Below are 23142 nucleotides of genomic sequence, written 5' to 3' on the forward strand. Positions count from 1 at the left end.
GAAATATGGGAAAAACATCACGAAAATAACCCGTACTTGGTATCTAATTGCGTCGCTTTACGGATGTTAGACCCGCTGGTCCGCAGCGGCCCCCTGTCTACGTGTCAAAAAATGCAGGCCTCCTTATGCAGCGTCCGGAAGGCTTCCGGCACTCCTGACGCGTTTCGCGCCACCCGCCGTTGCGCGCGATTCTGGCGTGCCGCCGCCGTGGTGCGAAGAGGCGCCGCCCTGTTGACGCTGCTCGCCGTGCTGCCCCTGGTATCTCTGCCGGCAGCGGCCCAGCCTGCGCTCCTGCCCGATGCGCCGGTGCGCTTCGGCATCCTGCCGCTCGGCGGCGCCTTCGAATCGCGCAGCGACTGGGATCCCCTCCTGGCCGAATTGAGCCGCGCCATTGCACGGCCCGTGAGCGTGCTGTCGGTCAACTCGTACGAAGCGCTCGAGCAGGCCATTCAGCGCGACGAGGTCGACATGGCGTTCCTGTCCGGGAAGATGGCGCTGGACGCCGTCACCCAGCGCCGCATGAAGGTGGTGGCGCAGGTGGTGCGGCACGACGGGCTGCCCGGCTACCGCGCGTTGCTGCTGACCCGCAAGACGCCGCCGTTCAACACCAAGAAAAGTCTGCTCGCGGAGCCGGAACGCTGGCGCCTCGCGCGCGGGGAGCGGCAGTCGGTGTCGGGCTTCATCGTGCCGCAGCTGCAGTTCTTTTTGCCCAACCACATCGCGATGGAGACGCGCTTCCTGAGCGAGATCGTGGGCACCCACCAGACGACGGCGCTGGCCGTGGCCAACAACGAAGCCGACGTGGCCACCAACAACACGGCCGATTTCGAGCGCTTCAAGCAGCGCTTTCCGGCCGAGGCCCAGCGGCTGGAGGTGCTGTGGGAATCCGAGCTCATTCCGCATGCGCAGATCGTGGTGCGGCGCGAATACCCGCCCGAGTTGCGCAGCCGGGTGCAGGCCTTCCTGATCGGCTACGGGCGCGCCAAGGGCCCGCGCGGCGACGGCGAACGCCTGGTGCTCAAGTCGCTGCACGACCTGGCCGGTTTCGTGGCCGCGGACAACAGTTCGCTGCAGCCCGCCGCCAAGCTCGCCTACCAGCTGGCCAAGCAAAACGCCATGACCGCGCAGTGGGTCAACGACGCGGCGCGACAGGCGCGTTTGCAGCGCATCGAAACCAGCTACGCGGAGCAGGTCACCGTCTTGCGGGATCTGTCGCCCTGATGTTGCCCATGGCGTTTTCGCGCGTCCTCCGCCTGTTTGCGGTGGCGACGGCGCTGGCCGCCGCGGCCGCCGGTTCTCTGGCGCAGGGCGGCGCAGTGGGCGCTCACAAGGCGGCGCCGGTCGCGTCGATCCGCTTCGGCGTGCTGCCGCTGGGCGGCACCGTCGAATCGCGCGCCTTGTGGATGCCGCTGATGGCCGACTTGAGCCAGGCCATCGGCGTACCCGTGAGCGCCTATTCGGTGGCGTCTTACGAAGAGCTCGACCGCGCCATCAAGCGCGACGAGATCGACATGGCTTTTCTGTCGGCCAAGATGGCGCTCGACGCCGTGATGCAGCAGCGCATGAAAGTGGTGGCGCAAATCGCGCGCCGCCCCGGCATGCCGATGCACCGCGCGGTGCTGCTGACGCGCAAGGCCGGCGTGCCCAACACGCTGGAAGCCGTGCTGGCCGAACCCGAGCGCTGGCGGCTGGCGCGCGGCGACAGCCGTTCGGTGACCGGATTCCTCGTTCCGCAAAGCCAGCTCTTCCTGCCCCGCAACATCGAACTGGAGACGCGTTTCCGTGGCGAGGTCGTCGGCAACCACCAGGCCACCGCGCTCGCCGTGGCCAATGGCGACGCCGACGTGGCCACCAACAACACGACGGACTTCGAGCGCTTCAGGGAGCAGTTCCCGGTCGAGGCCGCGCGGCTTCACGTCGTCTGGGAGTCCGAGCCGCCGCCCGGTGCGCAGATGGTGGTGCGGCGCGCCTATCCGCCCGAGTTCCAGGCCCGGCTGCAAGCCTTCCTGGTCGGCTATGGCCAGGGCAAGGGCCCGCGCGGAGACGCCGAGCGCGAGGTGCTCAAGACGCTGCGCGCGGCCTACGGTTATGCCCCGGCCGACGACAGCGCGCTGCTGCCCGAGGCATTGCTCGAATACGAGCTCGGCAAACAGCGCGCCATGGCCGCCGCGTGGGTCAACGAGGCGGCGCGCGAGCAGCGGCTGCGGCGCGTCGAGCAGACCTATAAGGAACAGGTCGAGGCATTGCGCGCGGCTTCTACCGCCCCGCGCTGAGCAAGGCGCACGGCGCTTGGCTGGATATCTCCGTTGACAGCATCGGACTTATCGGGATCTGGAACCTACTCGCGCCAATGAACGATTGATCGTGATCGTGATCGTGAAATCCATCCGCGCAACGCGGCTGGTTAGGCAGGCGATGAGATCGTGCAGCGTCTTCTCGGATGTACGCTTGATCGTCACACATCCATCAATAAAACAGCCGCGCAAATGAGCGCGGAAAGGGAAATTCATGATCTGGACACATTCAATTCCCCAGCCTCCTGTGCCGCAGTTCCTGCGCGAGACGCTCAAGGACTATCCGGAGCTGATTCAGGAAATTCAGGATGTTCTTACCAAGGTCGTCATGGACGGCCCTGCCTCGATTCCGCCCTTTGAATGGGCCATCTGGCGCCTCGAAGACACCCTCAGCGCCCTCTATTCCGACGCCTACGAAGCCCTCAAGGAGGCCGAGCAAACCGGCGATTCGCAGGCAATCTATCGGGCCAAGATCAAGTACGACGCGCTGGTAGTCGCAGGCCGCCCCCGGAGCCTCCCCGAATTGCGGGACTACTTCGAGACCTATAAGGGGGCGTTCGAATGAGCGACCCCACCGGCAAACTCGATCCCGAAACCCATCGCCGTGTCTTCGCGGAACGTGTTGTACCCAGAAGCGCTCTGCCTGAAACAACACCTCAAGCACGCCCTCACGCCATCGTTCTGGCGGGCCAGCCCGGCGCCGGCAAGGGCAATCTTGTCAAGGCTGCGCAGTTTGAGTTCTCCGACAACATCGTCCCCATCGACCCGGATGCCCAGCGCGAACTCCATCCCGACTTCAAGAAGCTTCGCGAAGCCCATCCCTACACCTGGTCGGGCCACACGCACTACGACGCGAGCCGCTGGGCCGGTGAACTGCGCGATGCTGCCGTCGCGGGACGGCGCAACCTGATCGTTGACACCACATTGGGCAATGCAGACGGCGCCATCCAGACCATCAAAGGATTGCAGGCCAAGGGCTACAGCGTCGAGGTGCGCGTTGTTGCCACGCACCGGCTGGAGAGCGAACTGGGTGTTGATCGGCGCTTCACAGAATCACTCGACCAGAAAGGCTACGGCCGCCACGTTCCTGGCGAGTTTCATGATGCCGCCTACAAGGCACTGCCAGCCAACCTCGACAAGGTGCAGGAGCAAACCGGCGCGCGCATTCGCATCTACAACCGGGAAGGCGCGCAGCTGTACGACAGCCACACCAGCCCTCTGAAGCCCGGTGCTGCTTTGGAGCAGGCGCGCGAGGCCCGCATGGCCGACCCCAAGATCACGCGCGACACAGCAAAGGACGCTCGCACCCAGCAGGACTTCCATAGAAGGTTGCCCGACACCCTCGAACGCAACCCCAAGATCAACTTGGAGACAGCGAAGAACCTCCCGCCCGAGCGCCAGGCGCAGGGTGTGGCGCCAAGAGTAGAGCGCGTCGCCACCGAAACCGCCGCGGTCGACCGCAGCGTTCGCATCGAGCCCGGCGCTGCACGTGTTGCACTCGGCCTGAAGGTCTTCGGCACCGCCGCTCTGGCCCACGACGCCGTCACCACCGGCCAAGACACCAAGAACCTGCTCGACCAGAACAATCTCACCGGTGCCCAGTCGCAGGTGATGCACTTCGCGGGCCGCAACCTCGGCATGGCCGGTGGCGCCATGGCCGTGGGTTCGGCAGCAGCGGCAGCCGGCATCGAGACCGGCCCCGGGGCCCTGGTCGCAGGCTTGGCCGGCGGCTTCGTGGGCGCCGTGGCCGGCGACAAGATCATGGATGTGGTGGATCGCGCCCGCATCTACAACCAGCGCGGCAGCGACGGCAACGACTGGAACCTCGACCCCAGCCAGCCCGCGCAGGGCTGGACCCGTCTGCCCCGGCCCGGTGAGTTCGGCCCTCAGGGACCTCCTGAGGGTGCAGGCTACAGGAACCACCTGCTGCACGCCGCGCCCCGCTTGGCCGACGAGCTGAACTACAAGGCCAGCAGCACCGCCGTCGAACTGGCGCTGGCCCACCCGCCCGCACCCCAAGACCCGTTCAGGCAAGCGCCCGAGAGCATCGGCGAAACGGTGCGCCCCGGCATCGGCGCCGGCCAGCCGTGGACACGCGATCCGCAAAGCCATGCCTGGACGCGGCAGACCGCCGAAGCGCCCACGCCCATGACCCACGGCATGCCGGTTCAGCGCACGGTCACGGCCAGCCCGGAGCAGGGCCGGCAACTGGACGCAGCGGCACAGCGCGTCATCGCGGACAACATCGTCCACAGCCCACAAGCCATCGCGCAGCGCTATCTGGACGCCTACGCTCAGTATGGATGGAAACAACACGGCCCGGTGCCGGCCGCCTTCACCCACGCCGCCCAAGGCCATGCGCGCGAGGAGCCCAATGCCACACGCCAGCAGATGCCCACACCGCCTCAGCCCACGAGCGGCCATCTGACACCTCAGCAGATCGAACGCATCACCACGCACGAACAGCGCGTGACACGCACGCCCGGCGGCATGAGCTTTGCCGAGGCGCACAAGCGCCGCGACGAACCCGAGCAGATTTCTCAGGGCTCATTGCAGCCGGTGGGTAAGCTCGATGCGACCCACCACGCCAAAGGCAGCCCGCTGTACCGGATGCACCAGGCGCAGGAGCAGGACCTGATGCGTGGCCTGGGCATCGCGCAGGCGCAGGACAGGGAGCGGTTCAGGAACGAGCCGAGCCCTCAAAGGACGCTGCAGCCTTCGGTGGAACGCACGCAGGACCGTACGCACAGGCATCTGCTGGAGGAGGCGCCGGTGCAGAGACAGCCCGCGCCGCCTGTCCCCGCCATACAGACTCCGCCCCCAACCCGAGGGGAGCATGCGATGGCGCCTGTGGCACAGGATCATGCCAACCCTGTGCGGCCTGCCCCTGCCGAACGGCGAGCCGCCACGCCCACACATGCCCAGCCGATGGCCCCATCCACTGCCGCAGACATTGCGGCGGCGCAAGCCCAGGTGGCCGCGGCGCAGGCCGAATTGGCTGAAATGCGGGAGCAGATGGCACGCATGGCCGGCCAGCGCGGGCAAAGCGGCCTGGAGCGGCGCGATGAGAGCGACCAGAGGCAGGCCGCGCAACCTCCCGCGGCCGCTTCTCGCCCTGAGCTTCGGATCGACCACCCCGGCCACCCGGGCTACGAACTGTTCCAGCAGGCCCGGGAACACATGCGCGCGCTCGATGCCAGGATGGGCCGCTCCTCCGACCAGCGCACGGACAACATGGCCGCGTGCCTGGCGGTGCAGGCCTGCCGCAGCGGCTTGGAGCGCATCGATGGCGTGGACATCGGCACCAGTGGCAAGGACGTCTGGATGGCGCAGGGGCCGCTGGGCACGGTGTGGATGAAGGTGGCGGGCGTGCCGGTGGAGAGTGCCGATGTTTCGGTGCAGCAGACGAGCCAGGGATGGGCGCAGGCGCAGCAGTTCGTGCAACAGCAGCAGGCTGACAAACACCAGGAGCAGCAGGAGCACCAGCGGGCGCAGCAACAGGGGAACGAGCATCTAGTCCCTTCGCGGTAGCTCCAAATGCCCCGCCTAGGCCGTTAGGCGGATTTGCCGCCGGCCCTCTGCGCCGGAAACTCCGTGCTTCTTTCGGGCAGCCCTTGCCTTTGACGGAGTGCGGATGAGTTGGCGAACAAAAGTGGTCTGGAGCGAGGGGATGCTGCTGCAGCCCCAGCACCTGCAGCAGAGCGAGCGTCATGGCGACCATGCGCGGCATGTGCTGTTGCGTTCCACCACGCCTTATGCCTGGGGCTTCGCGGAGATCGAGATCGATCAGGCCGCGCTCACGCTGGGCAAGCTGGCACTGGTGCGCGCGGTGGGCATCTTCGGCGACGGCACCGTGTTCGACATGCCGGCGGTCGATCCGCTGCCCGAGCCCATCGACATTCCGCCCACCATGCGTGACGAGGCCGTGATGCTGGCGCTGCCGCTGCGCCGCGCCGGTGCCCGCGAGGCCGATGCCGAGGAATACGAAGAGCTGGTGCGCCACCGCGTGCTCGAGTCCGAAGTGCCCGACTCCAACACCGCCGGCGAGCGCACCGCCATGCTGCAACTGGGCCAGCTTCATACGCGCCTGATGCGCGCCAGCGAAGCGACCGACGCGTGGACCACCCTGGGCGTGGCCCGCGTGGTCGAGCGCCGGGTCGACAACCAGGTGCAGCTCGACCGCGCCATGCTGCCGCCGCTGCTCGACGTGGCGGGCCATGCCGTGATCCGGGCCTGGCTCGACGAGCTGCTGGGCCTCATGCGCCAGCGCGGCGAGGCGCTGGCCGGTCGCATGACGCAGGGTGGCACCGGCGGCGTGGCCGAGATCGCCGACTTCATGCTGCTGCAGACGGTCAACCGCAATGAAGCGATCTTTGCGCACCTGGCCAAGAGCGCCATGCTGCACCCGCAGCATTTCTTCGAGCATGCGCTCGGGCTGGCGGGCGATCTCGCGAGCTTTCGCGATTCGCGCCGCGTGGCGCGCTTTGGCCCCTACATCCACGACGACCTGGCGCTGAGCTTCCGTCCACTGATGGACGACCTGCGGCGCAGCCTCTCGATGGTGCTGGAGCAGTCGGCCATCCGCATCGACCTGCATGACCGCAAGCACGGCGTGCGCGTGGCGGTGGTCACCGACGTCGAGCTGCAGCGCAAGGCCACCTTCGTGCTCGCGGTGAACGCCAACATGCCGAGCGAAGCGCTGCGCGCGCGCTTTCCCACGCAAGTCAAGATCGGCCCGGTCGAGCGCATCCGCGACCTGGTCAACCTGGCGCTCCCGGGCGTCACGCTCACGCCCATGCCAGTGGCGCCGCGCCAGATCCCTTTCCACACCGGTGCCAACTACTTCGAGCTCGAAACGCGCAACAGCGACCTGTGGCGCCAGCTGGAGCAATCGGGCGGCATCGCGATGCATATCGCGGGCGACTTTCCCGGCCTCGACCTCGCGTTCTGGGCCATTCGTTCCTAGCCGCACCGGGCTGACGGAAACGGAACACCATCATGACCACACCAGACCCCTTCGCCGCTTTTGAGTCGGAGCGCACGGTCATCAAGCCCAAGCCGCGCACGCCGGCGGGTACGCCGCCGCCCGCTGCCGCGCCTGCGCCTTTCTTCGGCGGCGCGGATCCGACGCCCGCGGTGGAGCTCGGCGAGATCGGCCTGCTCAATCCGCTGGTGTCGGCGGCCGGCAAGCTGCTGGTGCTGATCGGCAAGCTGCGCAACCTCGTGCAGCCGCCCAACGTGCCAGCCCTGCGCGCCTCCACCGCCGAAGCGGTGAACCAGTTCGATGCCGCCGCGCGTCGCGCGGGCGTGAGCAACGAGTCGGTGCTGGCCGCGCGCTACGTGCTGTGCACCGCACTGGATGAAGCCGTGGCCAACACACCCTGGGGCGTGCAGGCCGGCTGGAACAAGCAGAGCCTGCTGGTGCAGTTCCACAACGAGACCTGGGGCGGCGAGAAGGTGTTCCAGCTGCTCGCCAAGCTCGCGCAGGACGTGCCCACGCACCGGCAGCTGCTGGAGCTGATCTACAGCGTGCTCGCGCTCGGCTTCGAGGGCCGCTACCGCGTGGTCGACAACGGTCGCGCGCAGCTCGACTCGGTGCGCCAGCGCCTGGCCGACCTCATTGCGAAGGACCGCCCGCCGCTCGAAGCCGAGCTTTCGCCGCATTGGCGCGGGCAGGGCGCCGGCACGGTGCGGCTGCGCGAATCGCTGCCGCTGTGGGTGTTCGCGGCCGGCTTCGCGCTGCTGCTGGCATTGGCGTGGTTCGGCCTGCGGCTCACGCTCAATTACCGCTCCGACACCACCTATGCCGCCGTGTTGGGCCTGCGCGTGCCCAACCTCCAGATCGCGCCGCCCGCCGCGCCGGCCAAGACGCCGCGGCTTGCGCGCTTTCTCGAGCCCGAGATCAAGCAGGGCCTGGTCACCGTGACCGACGAGGCCGACCGCAGCGTGGTGCGCCTGCGCGGCGATTCCTTCTTCGGCTCCGGCAGCGCCGAGCCGATGGCGGCTTCGCTGCCGGTGCTGCGCCGCATCGGCCAGGCGCTGGCTGAAGTAAAGGGCGAGGTGCTGATCACCGGCCACTCCGACAACCAGCCGATCCGTTCGCTGCGCTATCCGTCCAACTGGCATCTGTCGGCCGCGCGCGCCGATGCGGTGAAGGGCGCGCTCACCACGCTGGTCGACCCGGCGCGCATGCGCTCCGACGGCAAGGCCGACGCCGAACCCGTGGCCGCCAACGACACGCCGGCCAACCGCGCGCGCAACCGGCGCGTCGACATCGTTCTGTTGTCCGAGCCGGACCGGGTCGCTGCGGCGGGAGTGACGAAATGATCAAGAAAATCTTCGGCTTCCTGTTCAGCCCGGTGCTGCTGACCATCCTCGCGCTGGTCATCGTTGCGCTGCTGATCTGGTGGATCGGCCCGCTGGTGAAGATCGGCGCATGGGCGCCGCTCGAAAGCGAGCTTGCGCGCGCGCTGCTGATCGGCGCCATCGTGCTCATCGTGGTGCTGCGCGCGCTCTACCGCCGGTGGCGCGCGCGCCGTGCGAGCCAGCACCTGACCGACGGCCTCATGAAGGCGCCTGCCGCCAAGACCGATGCGCCGGTCAACGGCGAGCAGAAGATCCTCGACACGCGCTTCAGCGACGCCGTGGCCACACTCAAGCAGATGCGCCTGCATGCGGCCGGCAAGAAGCCCGGCTGGCGCGATTGGCTTTCCATTTCCGGCGGCAGCTACCTGTACGACCTGCCGTGGTACGTCTTCATCGGCGCGCCCGGCGCGGGCAAGACCACGGCGCTGGTCAACTCGGGCCTTTCGTTTCCGCTGGCCGAGAAGTTCGGCCCCGGCGCCATCCGCGGCGTGGGCGGCACGCGCAACTGCGACTGGTGGTTCACCGACGAGGCCGTGCTCATCGACACCGCCGGCCGCTACACCACGCAGGACAGCCACCAATCGGAAGACAAGAGCGCATGGGAAGGCTTCCTCGGCCTCTTGAAGAAAGCGCGCCCGCGCCGCCCGCTGAACGGCGTGTTCCTGACCGTGAGCGTGGCCGACCTGCTGAGCCAGGGCCCCGAGCAGCGCACGCAGCTGGCGGCGTCGATCCGAGCGCGACTGCTCGAGCTCGATGCGAAGCTCACCACGCGGCTGCCGGTGTATGTGCTCGTCACCAAGAGCGATCTGCTGTACGGCTTCACCGACTACTTCGACGACCTCGGAAAGGAGCAGCGCGCGCAGGTGTTCGGCTTCACGCTGCCGGCCGACGAGAACGTGCAGGCCGACGACAAGGGCCTTTCCACCGCCTTCAACCGCGAGTTCGCGCTGCTGCACAACCGCGTCAACGACGGGCTCATTGCCCGCATGCAGCGCGAGACCGATGGCACGCGCCGCGCGGCGATCTTCGGCTTTCCGGCGCAGTTCGGTTCCATCGGCTCGATGCTGTCCGACCTGCTCGACCAGGTTTTTACCGGCTCGCGCTTTGCGCAGCCGCCGTGGGTGCGCGGCGTGTACTTCACCAGCGGCACGCAGGAAGGCAGCCCGATCGACCGCGTGATGGGCAGCCTCGCGCGCAGCTTCGGCCTGGAGCGCGCCATGCTGGCGCCGCAGAAGTCGAGCGGCCGCAGCTACTTTCTCACCGCGCTGCTGCGCGAGGTGGTGTTTCCCGAGCAGCGCCTGGCCGGCGCCAACGTGAAGCTGGAACGCCGGCGCCACACGCTGCGCATGGCCGGCGTGGCGGCCATGACGCTGGTCACGCTCGCGCTGCTCGCGAGCTGGGGCTACAGCACGCTGCAGAACGTCAACTACCTGAAGTCGGTCGAGGCGCGTGTCGAGCCCGCGCGCCAGAACCTCGCGGCTCTGCCTTCGCGGGTGCAGAACCTGGTCGAGGTGGCGCCGGTGCTGCAGGGCCTGCGCGACATCTGGAAGACGCCCGACAACCGCCAGGGCAACGAGCCGCTGTCGATGACGCTCGGCCTCTACCAGGGCGACAAGCTCGATGCGGCCGCCATGCTCACGCACCAGCGCGCGCTCAACGATGCCTTCCTGCCGCAGATTGCCAAGCGCATCGAAGACCAGCTGCGCACCGCGCAGAAGGACAACCTCGAATACACGTACGAGGCGCTCAAGAGCTACCTGATGCTCTACCAGCCCGAGCACTTCGATGCCGAGGCGCTCAAGGCCTGGATCACGCTCGACTGGGCGCGCAGCCTGGACCGCGGCATTCCCGAAGACCAGCGCCAGGCGCTCGAAGACCAGCTCGACGTGCTCATCGCCCAAGGCCCGCCGCGCTCGCCGCTCAAGATGGACGAGAACCTGGTGCGCAGCGTGCGCGCCGTGCTCGCGAGCTATCCGCTGGAGCAGCGCGTGTTCAGCCGCCTCAAACGCCAGCGCGCCACCAAGGACATTCCGGGGTTCAGCATCGCCACCGCCGCGGGCCCCTCGGCGCCGCTGGTGTTCGAGCGCATCAGCGGCAAGCCGCTGACCGAAGGCGTGCCGGGCATGTTTACCTACGACGGATACCACAAGCGCTTCCAGAACGAGGTGACGGTGCTCACCGGCCTGCTCGCGCAGGAAGACCCGTGGGTGCTCGGGCAAGACCGCGGCGCCGCCGACCGCATGCGCGACGTGGCCGCCCTTGGCGCGCTGACCGACCGCGTGCGCCGGCTCTACCTGGCGGAATACGTCAAGGTGTGGGAGACGCTGCTGGCCGACGTGCGGCTGATCCGCGCCAGCGGGCTCGAGAAGAACATCGAGGCCGCGCGCATTCTCTCGGGCGTGGGCTCTCCGCTTGCGAACTTTCTGCGTGCGGTGGTGAAGGAAACCACGCTCATTCCGGCCGACCAGCCCAAGGACGTGGTGAGCAAGGCCACCGCGACGGTCGCCAACACCCGCAAGGGCCTGGAAGACCTGTTCGGCGGCGATCCGAACAAGGCGGTGGCCAGCGGCAAGCGCATCGAGAGCATCGTGGACGACCGCTTCGAACCGCTGCGCCGCCTGGTCACGCCCGTTGCGCCGAACCAGCCTGCGCCCATCGATGACGCGCTCAAGCTCTTCAACGAGGTGTACGTGTACCTCAACGCCGTCGACACGGCCGTGAAGGGCCGCACCTCGCCGCCGCCCGGCGACGTGGCCGGCAAGCTCAAGTCCGACGCGGGCCGCTTGCCCGAGCCGGTGCGCACGATGGTCGAGAACCTGAGCCAGTCGGGCGCCGCGCAGGCCCAGGTGGCCGAGCGCGGCAACCTGAGCCAGGACCTGCGCCCCGTGACCGAGTTCTGCAACCGCGCCATCGCAGGCCGCTACCCCTTCGTGGGCAGCAGCAAGCGCGACGTGCTGCCCGAAGACTTCGGCCAGATGTTCGGCGCCGGCGGCCTGATGGACGATTTCTTCCAGAAGCGGCTGGCCGCATTGGTCGACACCAGCACCAAGCCGTGGCGCTACAAGCCCGTGGCCGAGCGCGGCGCCGTCACCACGCAGGCGCTGGCGCAGTTCGAGCGTGCCGCGCGCATCAAGGACATCTTCTTCCGCGGCGGCGGCCGCGGCCCTTCGATGCGGCTGGACTTCAAGCCGGTGGAGATGGATGCGGGCATCACGCAATTCATTCTGGACGTGGACGGCCAACTGGTGAAGTACGCGCACGGCCCCGTGGTGCCCATGGCCGTGCAGTGGCCCGGCCCGAAGGGCAGCAACCAGGTACGTATCCAGGTGAGCCCGCCTTCGACCACCGGCAGTTCGGGGTCGGCAGTCGATGGGCCGTGGGCGCTGTTCCGCGCGCTCGACGACGGCCAGCTCGAAGCCGGCGATGCACCCGAAAAATTCTTCATCACTTTCCAGGTCGGTCCGCGCAAGACGCGCTTCGAGGTGACGACGAACAGCGTGCAGCATCCGATCCGTTTGAAGGAACTGCGCGAGTTCTCCTGTCCGGAGGGGTTGTGACTTCTTCTCCAGATGCGCTGCCGGGGTGGTTCGGCAAGTTGCCGGGCATGGGGGACTTTGCGCATCGGCGCTTGCCTGAGTCGTTTCGTTCCGTGTGGGACCAGTGGCTGCAGCGTGGTTTGGCGCGGTTGAAGGATCGTCATGCTGACTGGACTGCGCACTACCTGGAGGCGCCGATCTGGTGTTTTGCTTTGGGGCCGCAGGTTGCCGGCGAGGGGGCGTGGATTGGTGTGTTGATGCCTTCGGTGGATGGGGTGGGGCGGTACTTTCCGTTCACTATCGCTGTCGAGCTGAATGCTTCTGCGGGAGAGGTGCTGCGGGGGGATGCGCTGCAAGTTGCGTTGCGCTGGTGGTCGCGCGGGACTCTGGCTGCGCTCGAAGGGCTTGAGGGGGATCTGGATGCGCTGCGGTTCGATGCTGTGCTTGAGCGGTTGTTTGTTGCTGCTGCTGCTGCCGGTGACGTGCACGTTGGTGCGGTGGAGTCTTTGGTGTTGCCGGGGGCTGGGGGTTCGTTGTGGATGAGTGATCCGGGCGCTGATGGGACTGCTCGAATGGTGGTTGCCGGGTTGCCTTTGGATGGGCAGTTCGAGGCTTTGTTTGTTGGGGGTGGGGAATGAAGTCCTTGCTTTCTTTTGTTGTCCGAGGCCGGGTCTCGCCCCGGCGGGCGACTCACTTTCTTTGCTTCGCCAAAGAAAGTAAGCAAAGAAAGGCGACCCCTACTGTCTGCGTCCCTTCGCTTCGCTACGGGCAACCTGCGGTGCTCGACTCCGGCGGGGGTCCGCAGAACTCGCTTCGCTCAAACAGCTGCGGCCCTGATCCCGCCTCCATCTGCGCTCCTCGGCGCATACAGAAGGGGTGGGAGCGGGCAGCCTTCGCTCTCGCTCGGCCCCAATACAAAACTCAATTCGATACCAACCACCGCAGGCGCTACGCGCCTGCGGTGGCTTGGTGGCCGAGCGAAGCAAAGGCCCGTTCGGTCTCCAAGCCCCTCTGTATGCGCCGAGGAGCGCAGGGTTTCGCGGATCAGGGCTCGCAGCTGTTTGAGCGAAGCGAGTTCTGCGAGACCCCGCGAAACCCGAGCACCGCAGGTTGCCCGCAGCGCAGCGAAGGGTCGCAGACAGTGGGGTCGCCTTTTCTTTGCTTACTTTCTTTTGGCGAAGCAAAAGAAAGTGAGTCGCCCGCCGGGGCGACACCCGGCCTCGGAAATCAAGCACCCGTCGACGTTCAAACGGGAGCCAGCCAATGACCGAAGAAAACACGCCCCCCGAAGACGACCGCACACAGGTCATGTCAAGGCCAGCCCAACAACCCGCGGGCAACGAACAAGACACCTCGGCCACCGTCATCACGGCCAAGCCGACAACCTTGTCCAACGCCCCGGTCACCGGCCCCGCCACGGAAGCCAACGAAGCCGGCCTCCTCCCCGTAGGCAGCCGCCTAGCAGAATTCGAAATCACCCGCGTCGTAGGCCAAGGCGGCTTCGGCGTCGTCTACGAAGCCTGGGACCACACCCTCGAGCGCGTCGTCGCCATCAAGGAATACCTGCCGACTTCGCTGTCGACCAGGCAGCAGGACGGAACAGTGGTCCCCCTGTCTGAGCGACACAGGGAAACCTTCGACCTCGGCATGCGCAGCTTCATCAACGAAGCCCGCCTGCTCGCGCAGTTCGACCATGCCTCGCTGCTGAAGGTCTACCGTTTCTGGCAGGAGCGCGGCACCACCTACATGGTGATGCCGTTCTACCGCGGCGACACGCTGCGCCAGGCGCTGGTGTCCATTCCCGCGGGTGTGGACGAGGCGTGGCTGATCCGCATCATGGACGGCGTGACGCAGGCGCTGGCGGTGATGCACAGCGCCAACTGCTACCACCGCGACATCGCGCCGGACAACATCATCCTGCTCGAAGGTTCCGGCCGGCCGGTGGTGCTCGACTTCGGGGCCGCGCGCCGCGTGATCACCGACAAGACGCAGGCGATCACCGTCATCCTGAAGCCCGGCTACGCGCCCATCGAGCAGTACGCCGAAATGCCCGACATGTCGCAGGGCGCATGGACCGACGTCTACGCACTGGCGGCGGTGATGCACGTGGCCGTGTGCGGCCGCGCGCCGCCGCCTTCGGTGGCGCGGCTGTTGTCCGACAGCTATGTGCCGCTGGCGGGCAACGAGATCCTGCGCCAGCGCTACAGCCTGCGGCTCCTGCAGGCCATCGACGCGGGCCTGGGCGTGCGGCCCGAGTCGCGGCCGCAGTCGATGGCCGAGTTTCGCGCCGCGCTCGACCTGGAGGTGGGCCACAGCATCGCGCCGACGCCGCGGACCACGCCGCCGGGCTCGGGCGCTCGCACCAACAGCAACGCCGACCTGCCGACGACCATCGGCCGCGGCAAGGCGATACCCGCGCCTGCACCCGCTCCAGGCGCGGGTGCCGGTGCGAACGCAAAGAACGGCAAGGCCGTGGCCGCGATCGCCTCGGTGGCCGTGCTCGCCGCTGTGGCGGGTGGTGGCTGGTGGTGGTACCAGGGCCGCACCGCGGGCGCGGAGGGCGATGGCGGCAAGCAGGTGGCAGTTGCAACACCGCCGCCGCCCGAGCCCCGTGTGACCCAGGCGCCCCCACCGCCGCCTCCCCCGCCTCCGCCCACGCCCCGTACGCCGCTCGAATCCCTGCAGTCGCTCGCGGCCGGCGCGGCGCCGGGATTCGACGTGACGGCCACGCCGAAGAAGCCCGAAGTGGCGATAGGCAAGGACAAGCTGGCCTTCGAGGTCCGCAGCAAGCGCGAGGGTTTCGTCTACGTGTTCCTGCTGTCCAGCGGCGGCGAGATGTTCCTGCTGTTCCCCAACCTGCTCGACAAGTACAACAAGATCACCGCGAACAGCCCGCTGTCGCTGCCGCGCGCCTCATGGCCGATGGATGCCGGCGGACCGGCCGGCACCAACCAGTTCGCGGTGCTCGTCAGCCAGCACGAGCGCGACTTCAGCGCCTCGGGCATGCAGAACGACGGCGTGTTTCCGCAGTTTCCGCTGCCCGTGCTGGCGGCGCTCGAAGCCAGCCGCGGCACAGGGCCGTCGCCCTTGCTGGGCAAGCCCGCTTGCGCGCCCAGCACCCCATGCAACGACGTCTACGGCGTCGCGAATTTCAAAATCGTCGAGAAGTAATCGTCTGTAGAGCGTTGGCCCGCTGGGCCGTCTTTTCGGACAAGGAGGCTTTCATGTACACGCAGTCGCCGATTTTCATTTCCGCCCTTCGCTGGGTTGCCGCCGCCGCGGCCGTGCTTGCCGCGGGCTGCGCCAACACGCCGCCTGCAGCCAATGCCAACGCCAACGTCAATCCCAACGCAGGCACCGCTGCGCCCGACACTACGGCGGCATCGGCCGGCACGCCACGGCCGGCCTCCACCGGGTCGAGCGTGGCCGGCCAGGCGCGCACCTTCTCGACCCAGCTGGCCACCTACACCTCGGTCAGCTTCGATGCCGTGCCGGGCTGGGCGCGCGACGATTTCTCCGAGAGCTGGCCCGCCTTCCTCGGCAGCTGCAAGGTGCTCACCGGCCGCGGCGCGGAGTGGAAGGACGTGTGCGCGCGGGCTCTTCGGGTCGACAGCAAGAACAGCACCGCCATTCGCGCCTTCTTCGAGCAGGAGTTCTCGGCCTACCAGATCCGCGATGACGACCGCAAGCCCGACGGCGTGGTCACCGGTTACTTCGAGCCCGAGATCCCGGGCAGCCGGCAGTACGCGGCGCCGTACATCTATCCGGTCTACGGCCAGCCCGAAGACATGCTGTTTGCCGACGTGCGCAAGCTGCCGGCCGGCAGCGGCACCGTGGCGGCGCGTGTGGAAGGCCGCAACGTGGTGGTGCAGACCGGCCTCAGCACGCGCGACATGGGCGCGCCGGGCCTCTATGCGCTCGACCTCTCGGCCCTCACGCGCGACACGCTCGACCGCAAGGTCCGCCTGCGCATCGAGGGCAAGCAGCTGCTGCCCTACTACACGCGCGAAGAGATCGAGACCAAGGGCGCGCCCAATGCCAAGGTGCTGGCCTTCGTGAGCAGCGCCACCGCGCTCTACGAAATGCAGATCCAGGGCTCGGGCCGCATCAAGCTGGCCAACGGCGACATCATTCGCGTGGCCTATGCCGAGCAGAACGGCCAGCCCTTCCGTCCCACCCTGGCGCAGGCGGCCAACGGAAAGCCGCGCACGCCGGTCAAGGTGCGCGGTTCGTCCATCGAGCTGCAGCTCGACGACGGCGACGAGGACGACGACGTGGGCGGCACCTCGACCAGCACCATCCGCACGCGCGGCTTCACGCTCGCACGGCCCGTCGCCAGCGGCGCGGTCGTGGTGCCGGGGCGGCGCGCGGCCGGTCCGGTCATCGGCTCCGGCATCCAGGACCCGAGCTACGTGTTCTTCAAGGAGTCGACGTCGCCTTCGGGCGGGCCGGTGGGTGCGTTCGGCGTGCCGCTTTCGGCGGGCCGCTCGATCGCGGTGGACCCGCGCAGCACGCCGCTCGGCTACCCGGTGTTCGTCTCCACCCGCGCGCCCGGCACCGGCGCGCCCATGCAGCGGCTGACCATTGCGCAGGACACCGGCGGCGCGATTCGCGGCGCGGTGCGGGCCGACTATTTCTTCGGCAACGGCCAGCAGGCCGCCACCAACGCGCGCCGCATGAAGGAGCGCGGCCAGCTCTGGATCCTGCTGCCGCGCGGCCTGGCCGTGGCCTCCGCGGCGGTGTCCTCGGCCATCCGCACGCGCGGCGGCCCGGTGGGCGCCGGCCTGCCGCAATGCCTGGTGCCGACCGAAGGCGTGTGCGTGGACGACTAGTCCGATCGCTCCCGATCGCCTGGTTCGCTTCGCCATGCAAGAAACCCTTTCGTCCGCGGAAAGCACTGCGCTCGTCCGCCTCTGGCGGCGCCGGCAGACGCTGTCCCCGGACGACATGGGCACCATGTACCGCATCGTCGGCGATGCGCTCGTGGCCTGCAATCCGCCCGAGCTCCAGGTGCTGGGCGAGGGCCGGCAGGAGCTGGTGGCGCAGTTCATCTATGTGAAGGTGCTGCGGCTCGATGCCGATCCCGACGAGGCCGACGAACGCGCGGGCCACAGCGCGCCCTCGAGCGCCTTTGCCTTGTGCGCCTACTTCCGGCGCTACCTGATCGACTGCACGCGCGCGAGTTCGTTCCGCCGCAAGTTGTCGATCGGCGACCAGGTCACCGAGGCGCAGCTCGAAGACGCGCTGGGCGCGGATGAAGATCCGGACGGCTGCCTGGCGGAACACGGCCTGAGTGCGGGCGCGGTGCAGCTCGCCGCGCGTGCCTTCATCGCCGAGCTGCCCGAGCCCGAGCGCATCCTGCTGTGCGAGGGTTTCGGCAAGGAAGCCGAAGGCGGCCTCTCGGGCATTGCCTCGCGCCATGCCATTGCCTCCTACCACTACCGCGCGGGCCGGCTGGGCCTGGTGCACAAGCGCGAAGGACTGACCGCCGACTACGCCAAGACCCGCCTGGGCGGCTGGATCCAGCAGACGCTGGGCATTGCCATCGAGCCCGGGAACATGGCGGCGATCCTGCAGGTTTTCAAAATCCTCGGTGCTGAAGCGTCTTATGCCTGAAGACATAGCCATTCAGGAACAGACCGCCATGCACACCGACCTCTGGCCCCCCCTCAGCGTGATCCGAAGTGCGTTCCAGTCCGGGGGCGCCGCGCCCCCGGTGCCCGACGCCTCCGGCCGCGACGCCGTCGTGGCCATGCCGGGCACGGCCGCCCGCGCCGCGGCCGGCACGCCGCGCGCCGTGCTCGATCTCGTGCTTCCGCTCTCCGAATTGGCCCGGCGCCGCGAGGCTGTCGCCCAGCGCGCCTTTACGGCACGCTGGGCGCCGGGCCGCCTCGTCAGCGTGGTGGTCGAAGGGCGCCTGCTCGGCGTGCTGCTCGACCGCTGCATCCACGGCCAGCTCTGGCAGGGCTGGATGGCTGCGGGCGAGGCCGACTGGGCCGGTGCGTACGACGTATTGCTCGAGCCCGACGACGAGCCCTTCGAGCCCGCCTTCGGATTGATCCAGGCGTGGAACGTGCTCACGCTCGAACCCAGCCCGCAGCTTTGCGCGCGCGTGCTCGGCGAGGTCTCGGCCACGCGGCTGGCCGCCATCCGCGCGGTGCACGACGAATGGGCCGCGCAAGTGCCGCTGGCCATTGCGCCCGAACCGGGACGCATCGCATTGCGCACCGTGGGCGGCGTCTTCTCGGTGCTCTGCGGCACGCCGCTGGGCGAGAAAGACCCGCGCGCCGAATACCAGGCGATCTATCGCGATGCCGCGTCGCAGCTGAGCACGGCACTGCAGCCGGGTTCGAGCAGCGCATCGGTTGCACCAACCGCGCCGCGCGCAACGCCGCAGCCCAGGCCCGAGGGCGGCTGGTGGGGCAGCATCCGCCGCTGGTTCGGCGCCGAGGGCTGGGTGCGGCCTGCGTTCGCGGTGCTTGCGCTGGTCGTGGTGGTGCAGAACGTCGGCCTGCCCGGCGGACGCCCGGCGGAAGACGAGGAAGTGCGCTTTCGCGCCGTGCCGGCCGCGCCTGCGGCTGCGCCGGCGAACCTGGTCGTGCGCTGGAAAGACGGCGTGCGCATCGACGAAGCCGGCCGGCTGTTGCAGTCGATCTCGGCCGAGGTGGTGGGCGGCCCCGGCACCCAGGGCGCATGGCGCCTGCGGGTGTCCGATCCGGTGCAAGCCCAGGCGGTGCTGGCGGCTTCGCCGCTGGTGCAGTCGGCCGGCCCGGCCACGGAGCGTCCATGACGTGCACGGCGCACTTGTCTTTCTCCCTCCCCCTCTGGGGGAGGGCAGGGGTGGGGGCAAGCGGCGTATCCATCGGGCGCTCTGCCTGCCCCCATCCCAACCTTCCCCCGGAAGGGGAAGGAGCCATGCGATCGCTTTTCTCGCGGCTGCTGTTGACCTTGGCGCTGCTGGTCTCCGGCAACGCCGTCTTCGCTGCCCAACGCGCCTTGCTCGTCGGCGTTTCCGAGCTCGTCAATCAACCGCAGTCGCTCTGGCTTCAGGCGCCCCGCAACGACGTGATGCTGATGCGCGAGGCCCTGCTGAAGCAGGGCTTCGCGGCGCCCGACATCACGGTGCTGGCCGATGGCGTCAGCGGCGCGGCGCTGCCTGAATCCCGCGCCATCCACGAGGCGCTGGGCCGCTTGCTCGCGCAATCGAAAAGCGGCGACTTCGTGCTGCTGTATTTCTCCGGCCATGGCGCACGCTGGCGCGACGGCACCAAGCGCTACCAGGAGCCCGACGGCCTGGCCGAGAACTTCCTGGCGCGCGACGTGCGCGGCGCGGTGGGCGTGGACACCGTGCTGGCCGGCGGCGTGCGCGACGTGGACTTCGACGCCTGGGTGCAGGCCTTTCTCGCGCGCAACGTGTTCGTGTGGTCGGTGTTCGACACCTGCGCCGCCACCTCGATGACACGCAGCGCCAATGCCGGCGCGGCAACCGCCACGGCCGAAGGCCCGGCCGACGACGAAGTACGCTGGCGCGGCCTGCGCGCCGCGCAGCTGCGCGGCGCCGCACCCACGGCAACGGCAACGGCAACGGCAGCGGCCGAGGCGCCTGCGCCATCCGCACCGCCTGCTTCGGAGAGGGTGGCGCGGGCACGCTATGTGGCGTTCTTCGCGTCGGAGAGCCACCAGATCACGCCGGAGCTTCGCCTGCCGCGCAAGAGCCGCGGCGCGCAGCCGCAGGGCTTGCTCACCTGGGCCGTGGTCGGCGCGCTCGAGCGCAGGCCCGCCACCTGGCGCGAGCTTTTCGACGGCGTGCTCTCCTTCTATCCGCCGGTCATCGACGAACTCGCGCAGCGCTTTCCCACGCGCGAACTGCCTTCGCCGGTGGCCGAAGGCAATCTCGATGCGCAGCTGTTCGCCAACAGCGCCGTGGCCGCCTCGACGCGGCCGGTGTGGCGCGCGCAGCGCAGCGGCGACACCCTCACGCTGCAGGCCGGTCTCATCGACGGACTGCAGCCGCAGCAGGAAGTGCGGCTCGCGGCCACGATGGAAGACGGCACCGTTCGCAGCGCGCAGGCGCGGCTGCTCCAGGCCAATATCGACTCCGCGCGCGTGGCGGTGCCGCCCGCGCTGCGCGCCCTCTCGGGCGCCGCTTCCTGGAGCGCCGCGCCGCTCGCACCGCCGCCCGCGCTCGCACTGCGCGTGCGCAGCGACAAGGGCTTGTTGCCGCCGCGCATGAACCTGGACTATCCGGCTTCGGTCGTTTCGGCCGGCCATGCCCCGGCGCCCGGAGAGGCCCCGGCCGATGTGCGCTGGACCGATCTCGGCGCGGCAGGCCAGCGCATCGAAGTGCTTTCGCCCGCACTCAGGAGCGGCTCGGAGGCTGCCATCCAGGTGTTGCCCGACCAGGCCGCACTGCGCCGCCGGCTCGAGGCCCTGGCCCGCCTGAAGTGGTGGACCCAGCTCTCCGCACTCGGCAACGGCAGCAGTGCGCAGGTCGACGGACTCGAGGCCGTTCTCGAAATCTGGAGCAGCGAGCGCCTGGTGCGCAGCGAGCCGGTGCAGAAGGCCGGCGCGTCGCTGCTGCCGCTTCGCAGTGGCGAGCGTGCGGCGCTCAGTGTGCGCAATGCCAGCGGCCATTCAATCGACATGGTGGTGGTGGGCGTCGACGCGCAGGGCGGCCTGCGCGCGGTCTACCCCGACGACCCGGGCGAGACCAACCGCTTCGAACGCGGCACGCAGGGCGCGCCCGCCAACAAACGCTTCGAGCTGCCATGGTTCGACGCACCCGGGGGCCGCCTGCTGGTGCTGGCTTCCACGGCCAGCCCCTACAGCAGCCCGCGCCTCTTCGGCGCGGGGCCGGTGGAAGCGGCTGCGCCCGAAGTCCGCGTGCGCGGGCAGCTGTCCGAGGGCAAGGCCCGGCAGACCTTTGCCGCCATGGTGCATTGGGCGGGCGATGCGCCGCCCGCCAAGTAACTGTTTTTGTTCTCAGGAGATCGACATGAGCTGGACCTACGATGGAAAACTGGACCCCGACGAGGCACTGCGCCTGCTCGACTACCTGTCGGGCGAATCGGGCAACGACTTCTCGATGATGATCGAGAGCAAGGGCTCGCCGATCGAAGGCGAGTCGGCGCGCACGTATGAAGACGGCAAGCAGCGCATGGAAATCGGCGGCTACTCGTACAAGTCCGACGTGGTCATTCCGCCGGGCTCGACCAAGGGCAAGCTGCGCAGCTATTCGTTCATCGTCATCCGCGACTGCGATGCCGCCACGGCCTCCATCGCCAGCCTGCTGAAGAACCAGGAAAGCGACCTCAAGGTGACGGTGTCGGTCTTCAAGGCCGGCGGCGACAGCTCCAAGGACTTGCAGTCGCACCTGGAGTTCGTGCTCGAAGGCGCGCGGGTCGACTGCCACGCCATCGTCACGGGCGGCACGCCCAAGCGGCCGTGCGACATCATCTTCTTCCACTACACCAAGCTGGAAATCCGCTCGGCGCCGCAGCAGAAAACCGGTGCGCGCGGCGCGGTGCGCACCTGCACCTTCAGCGGCAACTGAGCCGGCCGAAACGGAGAACACCATGAGCACCTCTGCCGAACTCATCAAGTCTGCCGACCCCGCCGCTGCCCTCAAGGCATTGAGCGACGAGGTTCGCGCCAAGCCATCAGACAGCAAGCAGCGCGTCTTCATGGCGCAATTGCTCTGCGTGCTGGGGCAGTGGGAGCGCGCGCTCAACCAGCTCACCGTGGCGGCCGAGCTCGACGCGCTGGCCGTGCCCATGAAGCAGGTCTACGGCGAGGCCGTGCGCTGCGAGGGCCTGCGCGCCGAAGTGTTCGCGGGCACGCGCACGCCCATGATCTTCGGCCAGCCGGACGAATGGCTGGCCCTTCTCATCGAATCGCTGTTGCGGCAGGGCCGCGGCGAAGTCGAGCTGGCCGAAGACCTGCGCCAGCGCGCCTTCGATGCCGCGCCCGCCATCGGCGGCACCATCGACGGCGTGCCCTTCGAATGGCTGGCCGATGCCGACATGCGCCTGGGCCCCGTGCTCGAGGCTTTCGTCAACGGCAAGTACTACTGGATTCCGTACGCGCGCCTCGCGCACATCAAGATCGAAGCGCCCGAAGACCTGCGCGACTGCGTCTGGATGCCCGCACACCTGCTGCTCGAAAACGGCGGCGAGACGCTGGCGCTCATTCCCACCCGCTACGAAGGCACCGAGAAGAGCCAGGACGGCGAACTGCTGCTTGCGCGCAAGACCGAGTGGCGCGAGCTGCGGCCCGAGGTGTGGGCAGGGAGCGGCCAGCGCGTGCTCGGCAGCGATGCGGGCGAATACGCGCTGATGGACGTGCGCGAGATTCTCTTCAATCCGGCGGTGCCGGTGGAGGAGGAGGGCGCGTCGGAACAAGGCGGCCAACGTGGTTGACCTCACGGCCCAGGAGCGCCTGCAGCCCTCGCTGCTCGACCGGCTGGTGGACCATGCGCCCGACGAAAAGCGCGAGAGCGACGACAAGCGCACGCTGACCAAGCAGGCGCTGCGCCAGGCCGTGCTGCGCGACCTGAGCTGGCTGTTCAACGCCACCGGCTACGGCCTTGCAATGGACGACAGGCAGTACCCGAATGCCGCGCGCTCGGTCATCAATTACGGATTGCCTATGCTGTCTGGCCAGTTCACCTCGTCGGTGCAGCGTGTCAGCATGGAACAGGCTTTGAAGAACGCAATCCTGCAGTTCGAGCCACGAATCCTGCCCCGCACCCTCGAAGTCGAACTCGTCATGGAAGGCTCAGCATTGGACTCCCACAACAGCATTGGCCTGCAGATCCGCGGCATGCTTTGGGCGCAGCCCGTGCCGCTCGAATTCCTGATGCGAAGCCGCGTCGACCTCGAGGAAGGCCGCATCGAGATCGTGGACATGACACAAAGATCATGAGCCCGCGGCTTTTACTGGAGTGA

Annotated in this window: 16 protein-coding genes; all 16 read left to right on the forward strand. The window is 68.3% G+C overall.

What is annotated here, in order from left to right; all coding sequences use genetic code 11:
* Positions 1–207: 207 nt before the first annotated feature.
* The 16 genes from phnD (ACJ7Z0_RS18845) to tssE all read left to right on the forward strand — a co-directional run bounded on the left by phnD (ACJ7Z0_RS18845) (position 208) and on the right by tssE (position 23119).
* On the forward strand, positions 208–1221 hold the full coding sequence (phnD, locus tag ACJ7Z0_RS18845) for a phosphate/phosphite/phosphonate ABC transporter substrate-binding protein (protein WP_434791054.1): 1014 nt from the start codon (positions 208–210) through the stop codon (positions 1219–1221).
* Positions 1222–1229: 8 nt separating this feature from the next.
* Positions 1230–2273 (forward strand): phosphate/phosphite/phosphonate ABC transporter substrate-binding protein, encoded by a 1044-nt coding sequence (phnD, locus tag ACJ7Z0_RS18850; protein ID WP_434791055.1) that lies wholly within the window; start codon positions 1230–1232, stop codon positions 2271–2273.
* A gap of 235 nt (positions 2274–2508) precedes the next feature.
* Positions 2509–2859, forward strand: a complete 351-nt coding sequence (locus ACJ7Z0_RS18855; protein WP_434791056.1) for a hypothetical protein — start codon at positions 2509–2511, stop codon at positions 2857–2859.
* On the forward strand, positions 2856–5825 hold the full coding sequence (locus tag ACJ7Z0_RS18860; RefSeq protein WP_434791057.1) for a zeta toxin family protein: 2970 nt from the start codon (positions 2856–2858) through the stop codon (positions 5823–5825). The genes ACJ7Z0_RS18855 and ACJ7Z0_RS18860 overlap by 4 nt, the downstream gene beginning before the upstream one ends.
* Positions 5826–5928: 103 nt before the next feature.
* Positions 5929–7260, forward strand: a complete 1332-nt coding sequence (tssK, locus tag ACJ7Z0_RS18865; protein WP_431125319.1) for a type VI secretion system baseplate subunit TssK — start codon at positions 5929–5931, stop codon at positions 7258–7260.
* A gap of 32 nt (positions 7261–7292) precedes the next feature.
* Positions 7293–8621, forward strand: coding sequence for a DotU family type VI secretion system protein (locus ACJ7Z0_RS18870; RefSeq protein WP_434791058.1), 1329 nt, complete (start codon positions 7293–7295; stop codon positions 8619–8621).
* Positions 8618–12217, forward strand: a complete 3600-nt coding sequence (tssM, locus tag ACJ7Z0_RS18875) for a type VI secretion system membrane subunit TssM (RefSeq protein WP_434791059.1) — start codon at positions 8618–8620, stop codon at positions 12215–12217. The genes ACJ7Z0_RS18870 and tssM overlap by 4 nt, the downstream gene beginning before the upstream one ends.
* Positions 12214–12834: a type VI secretion system-associated protein TagF gene (gene tagF / locus ACJ7Z0_RS18880; protein WP_434791060.1), complete on the forward strand. Its 621-nt coding sequence runs from the start codon at positions 12214–12216 to the stop codon at positions 12832–12834. Before tssM ends, tagF begins: the two co-directional genes overlap by 4 nt.
* Positions 12835–13459: 625 nt before the next feature.
* A complete protein-coding gene (locus tag ACJ7Z0_RS18885; protein WP_434791061.1) occupies positions 13460–15367 on the forward strand; it encodes a protein kinase domain-containing protein in 1908 nt (635 codons plus the stop codon).
* Positions 15368–15420: 53 nt separating this feature from the next.
* On the forward strand, positions 15421–17028 hold the full coding sequence (gene mltA / locus ACJ7Z0_RS18890; protein WP_434791062.1) for a murein transglycosylase A: 1608 nt from the start codon (positions 15421–15423) through the stop codon (positions 17026–17028).
* A gap of 34 nt (positions 17029–17062) precedes the next feature.
* Positions 17063–17812: a hypothetical protein gene (locus ACJ7Z0_RS18895; RefSeq protein ID WP_431125307.1), complete on the forward strand. Its 750-nt coding sequence runs from the start codon at positions 17063–17065 to the stop codon at positions 17810–17812.
* A gap of 28 nt (positions 17813–17840) precedes the next feature.
* The gene (locus tag ACJ7Z0_RS18900; protein WP_434791063.1) at positions 17841–18986 is read left to right on the forward strand and encodes a hypothetical protein; all 1146 of its coding nucleotides are present in this window, start codon (positions 17841–17843) and stop codon (positions 18984–18986) included.
* 125 nt (positions 18987–19111) lie between these two features.
* Positions 19112–21166, forward strand: coding sequence for a caspase family protein (locus ACJ7Z0_RS18905; RefSeq protein WP_434791064.1), 2055 nt, complete (start codon positions 19112–19114; stop codon positions 21164–21166).
* Positions 21167–21191: 25 nt separating this feature from the next.
* Positions 21192–21749, forward strand: a complete 558-nt coding sequence (locus ACJ7Z0_RS18910; protein ID WP_369653544.1) for a hypothetical protein — start codon at positions 21192–21194, stop codon at positions 21747–21749.
* 22 nt (positions 21750–21771) lie between these two features.
* The gene (locus ACJ7Z0_RS18915; protein WP_434791065.1) at positions 21772–22614 is read left to right on the forward strand and encodes a type VI secretion system accessory protein TagJ; all 843 of its coding nucleotides are present in this window, start codon (positions 21772–21774) and stop codon (positions 22612–22614) included.
* Positions 22607–23119: a type VI secretion system baseplate subunit TssE gene (gene tssE / locus ACJ7Z0_RS18920; RefSeq protein WP_431125296.1), complete on the forward strand. Its 513-nt coding sequence runs from the start codon at positions 22607–22609 to the stop codon at positions 23117–23119. Before ACJ7Z0_RS18915 ends, tssE begins: the two co-directional genes overlap by 8 nt.
* The last annotated feature ends 23 nt before the right edge of the window (positions 23120–23142 follow it).

The sequence above is a fragment of the Variovorax palleresanus genome (assembly GCF_051144945.1).
GTDB lineage: Bacteria > Pseudomonadota > Gammaproteobacteria > Burkholderiales > Burkholderiaceae_C > Variovorax > Variovorax paradoxus_S.

Excerpts from the sequence above, each read along its gene's own strand:
- phnD (WP_434791055.1), top strand. The coding sequence starts at position 1,230 with ATGGCGTTTTCGCGCGTCCTCCGCCTGTTTGCGGTGGCGACGGCGCTG.
- ACJ7Z0_RS18855 (WP_434791056.1), top strand. The coding sequence starts at position 2,509 with ATGATCTGGACACATTCAATTCCCCAGCCTCCTGTGCCGCAGTTCCTG.
- ACJ7Z0_RS18860 (WP_434791057.1), top strand. The coding sequence starts at position 2,856 with ATGAGCGACCCCACCGGCAAACTCGATCCCGAAACCCATCGCCGTGTC.
- tssK (WP_431125319.1), top strand. The coding sequence starts at position 5,929 with ATGAGTTGGCGAACAAAAGTGGTCTGGAGCGAGGGGATGCTGCTGCAG.
- ACJ7Z0_RS18870 (WP_434791058.1), top strand. The coding sequence starts at position 7,293 with ATGACCACACCAGACCCCTTCGCCGCTTTTGAGTCGGAGCGCACGGTC.
- tssM (WP_434791059.1), top strand. The coding sequence starts at position 8,618 with ATGATCAAGAAAATCTTCGGCTTCCTGTTCAGCCCGGTGCTGCTGACC.
- ACJ7Z0_RS18885 (WP_434791061.1), top strand. The coding sequence starts at position 13,460 with ATGACCGAAGAAAACACGCCCCCCGAAGACGACCGCACACAGGTCATG.
- mltA (WP_434791062.1), top strand. The coding sequence starts at position 15,421 with ATGTACACGCAGTCGCCGATTTTCATTTCCGCCCTTCGCTGGGTTGCC.
- ACJ7Z0_RS18895 (WP_431125307.1), top strand. The coding sequence starts at position 17,063 with ATGCAAGAAACCCTTTCGTCCGCGGAAAGCACTGCGCTCGTCCGCCTC.
- ACJ7Z0_RS18900 (WP_434791063.1), top strand. The coding sequence starts at position 17,841 with ATGCACACCGACCTCTGGCCCCCCCTCAGCGTGATCCGAAGTGCGTTC.
- ACJ7Z0_RS18905 (WP_434791064.1), top strand. The coding sequence starts at position 19,112 with ATGCGATCGCTTTTCTCGCGGCTGCTGTTGACCTTGGCGCTGCTGGTC.
- ACJ7Z0_RS18910 (WP_369653544.1), top strand. The coding sequence starts at position 21,192 with ATGAGCTGGACCTACGATGGAAAACTGGACCCCGACGAGGCACTGCGC.
- ACJ7Z0_RS18915 (WP_434791065.1), top strand. The coding sequence starts at position 21,772 with ATGAGCACCTCTGCCGAACTCATCAAGTCTGCCGACCCCGCCGCTGCC.